Genomic DNA, 12,862 nt, shown 5'->3' on the forward strand with positions numbered 1-12,862 from the left:
GTCAGGCCGCGCCGGCCCACGCGCGCAGCGCCGCTCTGCTCGCGAAGGCGGCCACGTTCTTGTCCAGCGGGTCGTCGGTGTACTGGTGGAAGCGCCACTTCGCCTTGATGCGGGGCTTGCCCGCCGAGACGTAGTCGGCGATCCACAGGCCGTCGCCCGCGGAGGACGACGTGTCGACGTTCAGCCAGAAGTGCCGGTTGCAGTAGAGGATCACTCGGTTCTCCGGGCGGAGGTCCTTCAGCTTCCGGATGAAACGGTCCTTCTCGGCGTTGCTCGCGTGCGTCCCCTCGCCGGTCGTCTCCCAGTCGACGGCGAGGATGTCGCCCGGCCGGTCGGGGGCCTTGCTCAGGAAGTACTCGGCCTGGGCGGTGAGGTTGCCCGGCCACAGGAAGTGGTAGAAGCCGACGACCAGTCCGGCGTCTCTGGCGCGCTCGGTCTGGGCGGCCAGCTTGGGGTTGACGTAGGAGCGGCCCTCGGTCGCCTTGACGAAGACGAAGGACAGGCCGTCGGTGTCGTAGGAGGAGCTCTGGTAGGCGCTCACGTCGATTCCGCGCAGCATGGGGGTCTCCCTGGAGTGCACGTGGGGGAGGGGGAGTTGCCCCACCATGACACGTGCCGGCACCGGCCGGGGCGGAAAGGCCGGCTTCGGTCGCGTGCGGGGCGGAGGTCCCCCGGTCCGGGGTGTGGTGATGCCCCGCTGCGGCGGCCCTACGCCGGGCGCGAAGCTGCTCGCACCCGGCGCTCGTGCACGGAGGGCGGATTCAGGAGGCGGAGGAGGTGACCGGGGAAGCGGGCGCGTCGGTGACGGAGCCGGTCTCCCCGGAGTCGAGGGAGAGGTGCCTGGTCTCCTTGCCGAGCAGGAGCGCGATCAGCGTCAGCACCGCCATCGCCGAGAGGTAGACACCGACCAGCCACGGTGAGCCGTCGCCGGTCTCCCACAGCGCCACGGCGATGAACGGCGCGACCGCCGCCCCGAGGATCGAACTGACGTTGTAGGAGATGCCGGAGCCGGTGTAGCGCACGCTGGTCGGGAAGAGTTCCGGGAGCAGCGCGCCCATGGGGCCGAAGGTCATGCCCATCAGCGTGAAGCCGAGCACCAGCCACAGCACCACGCCGAGGGTGCCGAGTTCGATCAGGGGCACCCAGACCAGCCCGAAGACCACGATCGCGGCGGTGATCCAGATCAGGGTCGTGCGCCGGCCGTAGCGGTCGGCGAGCGGTCCGGAGATCAGGGTGAACGCGGCGAAGAACAGCACACCGAAGATCATCATGAGCACGAACGTCGTGTAGTCGTACCCCAGTCCGGGCACGGCGGCGTCCTGCGGGGTGCGTCCGTAGCTGAGCGAGAACGTGGTCATCAGGTAGAAGAGCACATAGGTCGCCAGCATGATGAAGGTGCCCAGGACCAGTTGCCTGCCGTGGCCGCGCACCACGGTGGCCAGCGGCAGCCGCCGCACCCCGCCCGAGGCGCGGGTTTTGGTGAAGACCGCCGACTCCACGAGCCGGGAGCGCACCCACAGGCCGATGGCGACCATCACGGCCGAGAACAGGAACGGCACGCGCCAGCCCCAGCTGACGAAGGCGTCCGAGGGCTGCGAGGGATCGGCGCCGGCCGCCGAGGGCAGCAGCGCGCCCATGGCCAGGAACAGGCCGTTGCCGATGATGAAGCCGAGCGGGGCGCCCAGTTGGGGGAAGGTGCCGTACAGGGCCCGCTTGCCGCTGGGCGCGTTCTCGGTGGCGACCAGGGCGGCGCCGCTCCACTCGCCGCCGAGCGCGAAGCCCTGGGCGAGGCGCATCAGCACGAGCAGTGCGGTGGCCGGCCAGCCGACCTGCGCGTAGGTCGGCAGGACGCCGATGAGGAACGTGGCGATGCCCATGGTCAGCAGGGAGGCGACGAGCGTCTTCTTCCGCCCGAGCCGGTCGCCGAGGTGCCCGAAGACGACGGCGCCGATCGGGCGGGCGACCATCGCGGCGCCGAACACCGCGAAGGACGACAGCAGCGCGGTGGTCGGGTCGCTGCTCGGGAAGAACAGCGCGGGGAAGACGAGCACCGCGGCGGTCGCGTAGATGTAGAAGTCGTAGAACTCGATCGTCGTGCCGATGAGGCTGGCGACGAGGACACGGGACCGCGAGTTGACGGCTGTCGGGGCGGGACCGGGGGCTGGTGCGGGCATCGTTCGGTCTTTCACGCGTGAAACATGGGCCCTACAACGATGTCAGCGATCTCGTTTTCCGGTATCGCCATCTCGCATGGCAAGACGCCCGCCCCGCCGGCCTCAGCACTCGATGATGTTCACCGCCAGCCCGCCCCGGGCCGTCTCCTTGTACTTCACCGACATGTCCGCGCCGGTGTCCTTCATCGTCTTGATGACCTTGTCCAGGGACACCTTGTGGGAGCCGTCGCCGCGCATCGCCATGCGGGCGGCCGTGACGGCCTTGACCGCGGCCATGCCGTTGCGCTCGATGCAGGGGATCTGGACCAGGCCGCCGACCGGGTCGCAGGTCAGGCCGAGGTTGTGCTCCATGCCGATCTCCGCGGCGTTCTCGACCTGCTCGGGCGAGCCGCCGAGGACCTCGGCCAGGGCGCCCGCGGCCATGGAGCAGGCGGAGCCGACCTCGCCCTGACAGCCGACCTCGGCGCCGGAGATGGAGGCGTTCTCCTTGAAGAGCATGCCGATCGCGCCCGCGGCGAGCAGGAAGCGGACCACGCCCTCCTCGTCGGCGCCCGGAACGAAGTTGACGTAGTAGTGCAGGACCGCCGGGATGATGCCGGCGGCGCCGTTGGTGGGGGCGGTGACGACCCGGCCGCCGGCGGCGTTCTCCTCGTTGACCGCCATGGCGTAGAGGGTGATCCACTCCATGGACAGCGCCAGCGGGTCGCCCTCGGAGCGCAGCTTGCGCGCGGTGTTCGCGGCCCGGCGGCGCACCTTGAGACCGCCCGGCAGGATGCCCTCCTGGGACAGTCCGCGCGCCACGCAGTCCCGCATCACCTGCCAGATCTCCAGCAGGCCCGCGCGGATCTCCTCCTCGGTGCGCCAGGCCCGCTCGTTCTCCAGCATCAGCGCGGAGATGGACAGACCCGTCTCCTCGGTCAGGCGCAGCAGCTCGTCGCCGGTGCGGAAGGGGTACTTCAGCACGGTGTCGTCGAGCTTGATGCGGTCCGCGCCGACCGCGTCCTCGTCGACGACGAACCCGCCGCCGACCGAGTAGTAGGTCTTGGTCAGCAGTTCCGCGCCCGAGGCGTCGTACGCCCACAGGGTCATGCCGTTGGCGTGGTACGGCAGGGCCTTGCGGCGGTGCAGGACCATGTCGTCGTCGAAGGAGAACGCGATCTCGTGCTCGCCGAGCAGGTTCAGCCGGCCGCCGGTCCTGATCGCCTCCACCCGTTCGTCGGCGCTGCCCACGTCGACCGTGCGCGGCGAGTCGCCCTCCAGGCCGAGCAGCACCGCCTTGGGCGTGCCGTGGCCGTGGCCGGTCGCGCCCAGCGAGCCGTACAGCTCCGCGCGGACGGAGGCGACGGACCCCAGGAGCTCCTCGTTGCGCAGCCGCCGCACGAACAGGCCCGCCGCCCGCATCGGGCCGACGGTGTGGGAGCTGGACGGGCCGATGCCGATCGAGAACAGGTCGAAGACCGAGATGGCCACGGGGGAACTCCTGACTACGGGGGTGGTGCAGAGGGGGGCGGGTGCCGCCGCTCGCGACGGGCGGCGGCACCCGAAAGGTTTCTTCTTTTACTTGTTCAGACCCGGGTACAGCGGGTGCTTGTCGGCCAGGGCCTTCACCCGGGCCTTGAGGGCCTCCACGTCGTAGGACGGCTTCAGCGCCTCGGCGATGACGTCCGCCACCTCCGCGAAGTCCTCGGCGGCGAAGCCCCGGGTCGCCAGGGCCGGTGTGCCGATCCGCAGACCGGACGTCACCATCGGCGGACGCGGGTCGTTCGGGATGGCGTTGCGGTTGACGGTGATGCCCACTTCGTGGAGCCGGTCCTCGGCCTGCTGGCCGTCCAGCTCCGAGTGGCGCAGGTCGACCAGGACGAGGTGCACGTCCGTGCCGCCGGACAGGACGTCCACGCCCACGGCCCGGACGTCGTCCTTCACCAGACGCTCGGCCAGGATGCGGGCACCCTCCAGCGTACGGCGCTGGCGCTCCTTGAAGTCCTCCGAGGCGGCGACCTTGAAGGCCACCGCCTTGGCGGCGATCACATGCTCCAGCGGGCCGCCCTGCTGACCGGGGAAGACGGCGGAGTTGATCTTCTTGGCCAGCTCGGCCGTGGAGAGGATCACACCGCCGCGCGGGCCGCCGAGGGTCTTGTGGGTCGTGGTGGTGACCACGTGGGCGTGCGGCACCGGGTTGGGGTGCAGGCCCGCCGCCACGAGCCCGGCGAAGTGGGCCATGTCGACCATCAGGTACGCGCCGACCTCGTCCGCGATCCGGCGGAACGCGGCGAAGTCCAGCTGCCGCGGATAGGCCGACCAGCCGGCGACGATCAGCTTCGGCTTGGACTCCTTGGCCAGCCGCTCGACCTCGGCCATGTCGACCCGGCCGTCCTCGCCCACGTGGTAGGCGACGACGTCGTAGAGCTTGCCGGAGAAGTTGATCTTCATGCCGTGGGTCAGGTGACCGCCGTGGGCGAGGTTCAGGCCCATGATGGTGTCGCCCGGCTTGAGCAGCGCGAACATCGCGGCCGCGTTGGCCTGGGCGCCGGAGTGCGGCTGCACGTTGGCGTGCTCGGCGCCGAACAGCTCCTTGATGCGGTCGATCGCGATCTGCTCGACCACGTCGACGTGCTCGCAGCCGCCGTAGTAGCGGCGGCCCGGGTAGCCCTCGGCGTACTTGTTGGTGAGGACCGAGCCCTGCGCCTCCATGACCGCGACCGGGGCGAAGTTCTCCGAGGCGATCATCTCGAGCGTGGACTGCTGGCGGTGCAGCTCGGCGTCGACCGCCGCGGCGACGGCCGGGTCGAGCTCGTGCAGGGGTGTGTTCAGGGCGGACATACGACTCCCTCAGCCCGCGGAGAACGCGGTGTACTCGTCGGCGGAGAGCAGGTCGACCGGCTCGTCCGTCACCCGCACCTTGAACAGCCAGCCGCCCTCGAAGGGGGCCGAGTTCACCAGCGACGGGTCGTTCACGACGTCCTCGTTGACCTCGGTGATCTCTCCGGAGACCGGGGAGTACAGGTCGGACACCGACTTGGTCGACTCCAGCTCGCCGCAGGTCTCGCCGGCGGACACGGAGTCACCGACCTCGGGAAGCTGGACGAACACGACATCGCCGAGCGCGTTGGCCGCGTGCTCCGTGATGCCGACCGTCGACACGCCGTCCTCGGCGGCCGACAGCCACTCGTGCTCCTTGCTGTAGCGCAGCTCGTTGGGGTTGCTCATGGCCTGGATTCTCCTGTACGCGCGGGAGTGCTGTGGAAGGGGGGACTGCTGATGAGCTGGGACGACGGGCACGGGGTCGCTGCCGCGGCCCTCGGCCAGTGTCTACTTCTGGCGCTTGTAGAACGGCAGCGCCACGACCTCGTACGGCTCGTGACTGCCCCGGATGTCCACACCCACGCCGCTCGTGCCGGGCGCGGCGTGCGCGGTGTCGACGTACGCCATCGCGATCGGCTTGCCGAGGGTGGGGGAGGGGGCGCCGGAGGTGACCTCGCCGATCACCTCACCGCCGGCGACGACCGTGTACCCGGCGCGCGGGACGCGGCGGCCCTCGGCGACGAGACCGACCAGGACGCGCGGCGGGTTCTGCTCGGCCCGGACGGAGGCCTCGCGCAGGGCCTCGCGCCCCACGAAGTCGCCCTCCTTCTCGAACTTCACCACGCGGCCCAGCCCGGCGTCGAAGGGCGTGAGGGAGGTCGTCAGCTCGTGCCCGTACAGCGGCATGCCCGCCTCCAGGCGCAGCGTGTCGCGGCAGGACAGCCCGCACGGGACCAGGCCGACGCCCTCGCCGGCCTTGGTCAGGGCCTGCCACAGCTCGACGGCGTGCTCGGGCTTCACGAACAGCTCGAAGCCGTCCTCGCCGGTGTAGCCGGTCCGGGCGATCAGGGCCGGGACGCCCGCGACCGTGCCGGGCAGCCCGGCGTAGTACTTCAGGCCGTCGAGGTCGGCGTCGGTCAGGGACTTCAGGATCCCGGGCGACTCCGGCCCCTGGACGGCGAGCAGCGCGTAGGCGTCCCGGTCGTCACGCACCTCGGCGTCGAAACCGGCGGCGCGCTCGGTCAGCGCGTCCAGGACCACCTGGGCGTTGGAGGCGTTGGCGACGACCATGTACTCGGTCTCGCCCAGGCGGTAGACGATCAGGTCGTCGAGGATGCCGCCGTCGGCCCGGCAGATCATGGTGTAGCGGGCGCGGCCCGGCTTCACGCCGCCGATGTTGCCCACCAGGGCGAAGTCCAGCAGCGCGGCGGCCTGCGGGCCGGTGACGGTGATCTCGCCCATGTGGGAGAGGTCGAAGAGCCCGGCTTTGGTGCGCACGGCGGTGTGCTCGTCGCGCTCGGAGCCGTAGCGCAGGGGCATGTCCCAGCCGGCGAAGTCGGTCATCGTCGCGCCGAGCGAGCGATGCAGGGCATCGAGCGCGGTGTGACGGAGTTCTCCTGTACTGCTCACAGTCGGTCGTCTCCCAGGGCGAATGGGGTCCCTCCCGCGCGAGCGAAGCCGAGCGGGGGGAGGGCGAGGTCGTTCCTCCCCATCTGTCATCGGAACCTGAGAGGTTCGCCATGACCACGCGGGACACGGCTTGCACCTTGGGTGGGACCACGCCTCGCGTGCGGAGGAGATGGCCCGCTTTTCAGATGTGCCTCGCCCGCGCGGTAACGGGGCCTGAGAGATTCAAGGGAGGGACTTGCTCCTTCGGCGCCCCAGCTCTTGCGGTGCTGGGAACTCTCCCGCGCGGATTCAAACGGCCGGTATGCAGTTGGCGCGCACATCATTGCACGCATCCTTCCGGCGCGGCAGGGGGACCTTTCCCAGGGAGTGCACGAGTCCGTCGCGCCGGACGCAGCGACCTGTAGCAGCCCTGTTGCAGGACGGGCACGTAAATGAGAGGCCTACGGCATTACCTTCTCTTTACACTCGGCGGGGATGGACCTCGTACCTGGCCCCAGGGGAGGACGATCACGGTGAACAGGACCACCGCGTACGCGACGACGGGCATCGCGCTGCCCGAGCAGCCGGCCGCTCCGGCCCGGGCGGCCGGTGCTCCGGTGCCGGCACCGGCACCGGTCGTGCGCGACCTGCGCGACCGCGCCGGCCGCGGTCCGCGCGCGCTGCTGTTCGGCCCCCGCGATCTCGTCGTGGTCACGGGCCTGCCCGGCAGCGGCAAGTCCACCCTGATGCGGCGCACCGTGCCGGGCCGGCGCATCGACTCCCAGGACACCCGCGACCGCTGGGCCCGCCGCATGCCGCGCGCCCTGCCGTACGCGCTCTACCGCCCGTTCGTCCGCCTCGCCCACTACGCCGCACTGCGCCGCGCCCTGCGCACGGGCGAGGGCGTCGTCGTGCACGACTGCGGCACCCAGGCCTGGGTCCGCCGCTGGCTCGCCCGTGAGGCCCGCCGCCGCGGCGGCACCCTGCACCTGCTCCTGCTCGACGTCACACCCGAACAGGCCCTGGCCGGTCAGCGTGACCGCGGTCGCGGCGTCTCGCGCTACGCGTTCCTGCGCCACCGCGCGGCGAGCACCCGCCTGCTGCGCGCGGTGGAGCGCGGCGACCTCCCGGCCGGCTGCGGTTCGGCCGTGCTGGCCGACCGGGACGCGGCGGACAGCCTCCGCAGAATCGGCTTCACGGGCTGAACCACGCCCGCGTGCACGAGCCGGCATCACCCATGCCGCCCGCGGTGGTCAGCCGTTAGCCTTTTGAGCCACAGCAGTGGTTCCAGGCAGGCGGTAGGCAGATGGACATCCCGGCGGACTTCTCCGCGGACTTCCCGGCGCAGACGCAGACCCACCCGCACGGCGGTTGGCCCGGCAACGAGCTGGAGGAGGTGCTCTCGGCCTCCCTCGGCGCCGGACCGGCGGCCGGCGGGCGGATCGTCGAGGTGCTGGGCCGCAGCTTCGTCTGGATCCCGCTGCCCAACGGCGGCGGCCCGCACAGCGGCCCCCTCGACCTGCCCGGCATCGAGATCGACGGCCAGGCCTACGTACCGGTGTTCAGCTCCGAGGAGCAGTTCCGCCAGGTCGCCGGCTCGCACATGTCGTACACCATCGCCCCCGCGGTGGAGTTCGCCCGCGGCCTGCCCCCGCACGCGGGGATAGCCGTCAACCCGGGCGGTGTGGTCGGCATCCCGCTCCCCCCGCCCGCCGTGGCCGAGCTGTGCCGGGCCGGCCGGACCCCGCTGGACGGCCCCGCGAGCGGCGGCCGGGTCCGCCTCTTCGAGCCCGACTGGCAGGACGACCCGGTGGACTTCCTGGCCGCCGCCTCCGCGGAGTTCGAGGCGACCGGTGTCGTCGTCACCGCCCGCCGCTGCCTCGCCGCGATCGAGACCGCCGACCCGGTGATGTTCGTCGGCGTCGAACTCTCCCAGTGGGAGGGCGACCTGCGTGCCCTCCCCCTGGACGCCCTCACCCGCGCCGTCACCGCGGCCCCGGCACCCTGGCCGGTCAACCTGGTCCTGCTGGACGTGACGGAGGACCCGGTGGGCAGCTGGATGCGGGAGCGGGTCCGGCCCTTCTTCCAGCGGTAGGTCAGCGCCGCAGGGGGCGCGGGGAACTGCGCGATCAACCACACACGACCCGCACCCGCCCGACGGCATAATCCCCCGGCTCCCCTGCGGGCTTAAGCTAGGGCACCGTCGAGGCGTTGTATGAAGGGGCGGTAAAGGTGAGCGCGAGCGGCACGGCCGCGGCCGGACAGGTCGAGCACATGCTGCGCCAGGTCACGCCCGGGCGTTACGACGCCTACGAGGCACTCCTGCGCGCGCTCGCAACCCCGCACACCGGCCAGATCTGGATGCTCCTGTGGCAGGGTCAGGCCGGTTCGCCCGACGCCCAGTACGGGAACATGGACGTCGACGGCCACGGCTACGCGCCCTGCGTGACCTCCGCCCAGGAGCTCTCCGCCAGCGGCTGGAACCGCTCGTACGAGGTCATCGACGGACTCGACGTCGCCCGCGCCCTCTACCCCGACCACTACGGCCTCTGGCTCAACCCGCACGCCCCGGGCGGCGGGGTCGGCATCCCCTGGCTCGACCTGCGCCGGATCGCCACGGGCCTGGACCGCCAGCCCGCCGGACCGCTGCGCCTGTCCGAACCGGCCATCGAGATCCCGCAGTTCTACGCCCTCCTCGCGCAGAACGCCCACCGCACCCCGGCCGTCCGCTCGCTGCGCCGCGCCTGGGTGCAGCCCGCTCTGGGAGCGCCGTATCTCGCCATCGGACTCGACGTGTACGACACCTCGCCGCCGGCCGTGGACTCGGTGCGCGCCATGATGCAGCAGTCCCTCGGCGCCGTACCGGACGGGCTGCCCGTGTCGACCGTCGCCCTGTCCGACGAGCACGACCCGGTCGCCATGTGGCTGCGCGCGAAGGCACGCCCGTTCTACGACCGCGAGGCCCACGCCACCGCCCCGGTCCAGGCGCCCGCCTCCGGCTACGGCTACCCTCCGGCCCAGGGCCGGTACTGACCGGCCGGAAGTCGCCCCCGGCGGCCTCCTCCGCGCCACCCCTGCAACGCGACGATGGTTCAGCTCTTCGCGCGTAGATAGGGGTAAAAAATACAGGCTTGTCCTAAAATGCCCTAGTCCTGGGGTGTCCGACCCCGGTCACCCGTTGTCCGGATAACGGAACCCCGCAGACAGCATCACGTTTACGCATCCTTTCACCGCCAAGTCTGGCAACAGATCGCCAAAGCGTTGAAGACTCCCGGCAAGACACGGGCCGGGTCGGTCTCGTGTACGAGACAAACAAAACCGCTACAGCGGCACCAGGGGCTCGGCGACCGCCGGCCCGAGAGGGGTCAATCGCACCGTGACCGCACCGATCGAGACCACCGGGGCGGAAGCCGGAGCACAGCCCGAGGCCGTGCTCTCCGGGGTCAAGAAGAGCCAGATCGAAGGGCGCTCGCTCACCCAGATCGCCTGGATGCGCTTCAAGCGGGACAAGGTGGCGATGGCGGGAGGCGTCATCGTCATCCTGCTCACGCTGCTGGCGGTGTTCTCCAAGCCGATCCAGTGGATCTTCAACCTCGATCCCAACAAGTTCAACCAGGACCTCATCGACCCCGCACTGCTCGCCCCCAAGGGCGGCTGGGGAGGTATGAGTTGGGACCACCCGCTGGGCGTGGACCCCCAGTACGGCCGTGACATGCTCGCCCGCATCATCGACGGCTCCTGGGTCTCCCTCCTGGTCGCGGGCGGCGCCACGCTGCTGTCCGTGTGCATCGGAACCGTGCTCGGTGTCATCGCCGGGTACTACGGCGGTTGGATCGACAGTGTGATCAGCAGGCTGATGGACACGTTCCTGGCCTTCCCCCTGCTGCTGTTCGCGATCTCGATCTCCGCCTCCGTGCAGGACGGGTTCTTCGGCCTCGAAGGCCTGCCGCTGCGCATCTGCGTGCTGATCTTCGTGATCGGCTTCTTCAGCTGGCCGTACATCGGCCGCATCGTGCGCGCCCAGACGATGACCCTGCGCAAGCGGGAGTTCATCGAGGCGTCCACGAGCCTCGGGGCACGCGGCCCGTACATCCTGTTCCGGGAGCTCCTCCCGAACCTCGTCGCACCGATCCTCGTCTACGCGACGCTGATCATTCCGACGAACATCCTGTTCGAGGCCGCGCTGAGCTTCCTCGGCGTCGGTATCGCTCCGCCGCAGGCCTCCTGGGGCGGAATGCTCAGCAACGCTGTGGATCTCTACACGGCTGATCCGCAGTACATGTTCGTGCCCGGACTGGCGATCTTCATCACCGTCCTGGCCTTCAACCTGCTGGGTGACGGGCTGCGTGACGCCCTCGACCCTCGCAGCAAGTGATCCATCGAATGAGGGGGCTTCCTCAGGTGAAGACGAGAAGGGTGACCGCCGGCGTTGCGTCGGTCCTGGCACTGTCGCTGGGTGCTGCCGCGTGCGGCGGAGGCGACGACAACGACGGGGGAGGCAACGGCAAGAAGGACGCCGCGCTGAACTCGATCGTCAACGCGTCCGACAAGAAGGGAGGGACGGTCACGTACGAGCACTCGGACGTCCCGGACTCCCTCGACCCGGGCAACACGTACTACGGCTGGGTGCAGAACTTCTCCCGCCTCTACGGCCGGACGCTCACCACGTTCAAGCCGGCGGCGGGCAAGGCCGGCCTGGAGGTCGTGCCGGACCTCGCCGAGGGGCTCGGCAAGTCCAGCCCGGACGCCAAGACCTGGACGTACAAGCTGCGTGCGGGTGTGAAGTTCCAGGACGGCACCCCGGTGACGTCCAAGGACGTGAAGTACGCCATCGAGCGCTCCAACTTCGCGCCCGAGGCGCTGTCCAACGGCCCGACCTACTTCAAGGCGTACCTTGAGGGCGGCGACAAGTACAAGGGCCCCTACAAGGACAAGTCCGCCGAGGGCATCAAGTCCATCGAGACGCCGGACGACCGGACGATCGTCTTCAAGCTGAAGCAGCCGTTCGCCGACTTCGACTACCTGGCGACCTTCTCCCAGACGGCCCCCGTGCCGCAGGCGAAGGACACCGGTGCGAAGTACGTCCAGGCCATCCAGTCGACCGGCCCGTACCAGTTCCAGTCCTACGAGGAGGGCCGCGGCGCCACCCTCGTGCGCAACAAGCAGTGGGACGCCAAGACGGACCCGATCCGCAAGGCCCTGCCGGACAAGATCACGATCAAGTTCAAGGTCAACCCGGTCACGGTCGACAACAACCTGCTCGCCGACAAGATCACGGCTGACGCGGCCGGCACCGGTGTGCAGCCGCAGACCCAGCCGAAGGTGCTGCGCGGCAAGTACGCCAACCAGACGGACAGCTCCTACGCGGGCGCCACGCAGTACATCGCGCTCAACGTGAACGTGAAGCCGTTCGACAACGCGGACTGCCGCAAGGCCGTGCAGTGGGGCCTCGACAAGCAGTCGGTGCTCGACGCCATGGGCGGTTCCCCGAAGGGCGACGTGGCGACCACGCTGCTGCCGCCGTCGGTGAACGGCTACACCAAGTTCGACACCTACGCGACCGACGGTCACAAGGGTGACGTGACCAAGGCCAAGGAAGCCCTGAAGGCGTGCGGCAAGCCGAACGGCTTCAACACGATCCTGACGGCGCGCTCCGACCGCCCCGCCGAGGTTGCCGCGGCGACCGCCATCCAGGCGTCGCTGAAGAAGATCGGCATCAACGTCGAGATCAAGCAGTTCCCCTCCGGCAAGTACTTCTCGAACTTCGCCGGTGTCCCGAGCTACGTCCACGACAACAAGCTCGGCATGCTCTCGATGGCGTGGGGCGCCGACTGGCCGACCGGCTACGGCTTCCTCGACCAGATCGTCAACGGTGCCGCCATCAAGCCCTCCGGTGGCAACAACCTGATGGAGCTGGACGACCCGAAGATCAACAAGGCCCTGACGGACGCGATCGCCAACACCGACGACGCCGCCCGCACCAAGGCCTGGGGTGACATCGACAAGATGGTCCTCGACAACGCCTCGGTCGTCCCGCTGGTCTACCGCAAGAACCTGCTGCTCCGGCCGACGTCCGCGCAGAACGTCACGGTCACGCAGGCCTACCTCGGCATGTACGACTACCTGCTGATGAGCTCCGCGAAGTAATTCAGCAGGCCGGATCCTTTCGAAAGGCAGGTGAAGGCACCGGGTGGGCGCGGCGGGCGATACCCCCCCCGCCCCCCCGGGCCCGAACCCAGTGGGGGCGGTCAAGAAACCACGCGGCAAGGGGGCCCGGG

Annotated in this window: 11 protein-coding genes and 1 riboswitch; of the genes, 5 read left to right on the plus strand and 6 right to left on the minus strand. The window is 70.0% G+C overall.

Annotation, left to right across the window (positions count from 1 at the left end; genetic code table 11):
• Nucleotide 1: 1 nt before the first annotated feature.
• From ACFV20_RS34930 to gcvT, 6 genes are all read right to left on the minus strand, one after another.
• Entirely contained in the window at nt 2-559 is a 558-nt protein-coding gene (locus ACFV20_RS34930; protein ID WP_385664676.1) for a glycoside hydrolase family 25 protein, read from the minus strand.
• 202 nt (nt 560-761) lie between these two features.
• On the minus strand, nt 762-2,174 hold the full coding sequence (locus ACFV20_RS34935; RefSeq protein WP_385664679.1) for an MFS transporter: 1,413 nt from the start codon (nt 2,172-2,174) through the stop codon (nt 762-764).
• 102 nt (nt 2,175-2,276) lie between these two features.
• Nucleotides 2,277-3,644 carry an L-serine ammonia-lyase gene (locus ACFV20_RS34940; RefSeq protein ID WP_385664682.1) on the minus strand — a complete coding sequence of 456 codons (1,368 nt, stop codon included), beginning with the start codon at nt 3,642-3,644 and terminating at the stop codon, nt 2,277-2,279.
• Nucleotides 3,645-3,731: 87 nt separating this feature from the next.
• Entirely contained in the window at nt 3,732-4,994 is a 1,263-nt protein-coding gene (gene glyA, locus ACFV20_RS34945; protein ID WP_385664684.1) for a serine hydroxymethyltransferase, read from the minus strand.
• Between the two features lie 9 nt (nt 4,995-5,003).
• Nucleotides 5,004-5,381, minus strand: coding sequence for a glycine cleavage system protein GcvH (gcvH, locus tag ACFV20_RS34950; RefSeq protein WP_385664687.1), 378 nt, complete (start codon nt 5,379-5,381; stop codon nt 5,004-5,006).
• 102 nt (nt 5,382-5,483) lie between these two features.
• Complete coding sequence (gene gcvT, locus ACFV20_RS34955; RefSeq protein WP_385664690.1) at nt 5,484-6,605, minus strand: glycine cleavage system aminomethyltransferase GcvT; 1,122 nt, start codon at nt 6,603-6,605, stop codon at nt 5,484-5,486.
• Between the two features lie 191 nt (nt 6,606-6,796).
• Nucleotides 6,797-6,896, minus strand: a riboswitch (glycine riboswitch).
• Between the two features lie 221 nt (nt 6,897-7,117).
• On the opposite strand from gcvT, the gene ACFV20_RS34960 reads away from it, so the two are divergent.
• From ACFV20_RS34960 to ACFV20_RS34980, 5 genes are all read left to right on the plus strand, one after another.
• Nucleotides 7,118-7,789 carry an AAA family ATPase gene (locus tag ACFV20_RS34960; RefSeq protein ID WP_385664693.1) on the plus strand — a complete coding sequence of 224 codons (672 nt, stop codon included), beginning with the start codon at nt 7,118-7,120 and terminating at the stop codon, nt 7,787-7,789.
• A gap of 101 nt (nt 7,790-7,890) precedes the next feature.
• Nucleotides 7,891-8,679, plus strand: a complete 789-nt coding sequence (locus tag ACFV20_RS34965; RefSeq protein WP_385664696.1) for an enhanced serine sensitivity protein SseB — start codon at nt 7,891-7,893, stop codon at nt 8,677-8,679.
• Between the two features lie 137 nt (nt 8,680-8,816).
• Nucleotides 8,817-9,617 carry an enhanced serine sensitivity protein SseB C-terminal domain-containing protein gene (locus ACFV20_RS34970; RefSeq protein ID WP_385664699.1) on the plus strand — a complete coding sequence of 267 codons (801 nt, stop codon included), beginning with the start codon at nt 8,817-8,819 and terminating at the stop codon, nt 9,615-9,617.
• A gap of 343 nt (nt 9,618-9,960) precedes the next feature.
• A complete protein-coding gene (locus tag ACFV20_RS34975; protein WP_385664701.1) occupies nt 9,961-10,959 on the plus strand; it encodes an ABC transporter permease in 999 nt (332 codons plus the stop codon).
• A gap of 8 nt (nt 10,960-10,967) precedes the next feature.
• Nucleotides 10,968-12,731 (plus strand): ABC transporter substrate-binding protein, encoded by a 1,764-nt coding sequence (locus tag ACFV20_RS34980; RefSeq protein WP_385664703.1) that lies wholly within the window; start codon nt 10,968-10,970, stop codon nt 12,729-12,731.
• The last annotated feature ends 131 nt before the right edge of the window (nt 12,732-12,862 follow it).

The sequence above is a fragment of the Streptomyces sp. NPDC059696 genome, from assembly GCF_042733745.1.
Classification (GTDB): domain Bacteria; phylum Actinomycetota; class Actinomycetes; order Streptomycetales; family Streptomycetaceae; genus Streptomyces.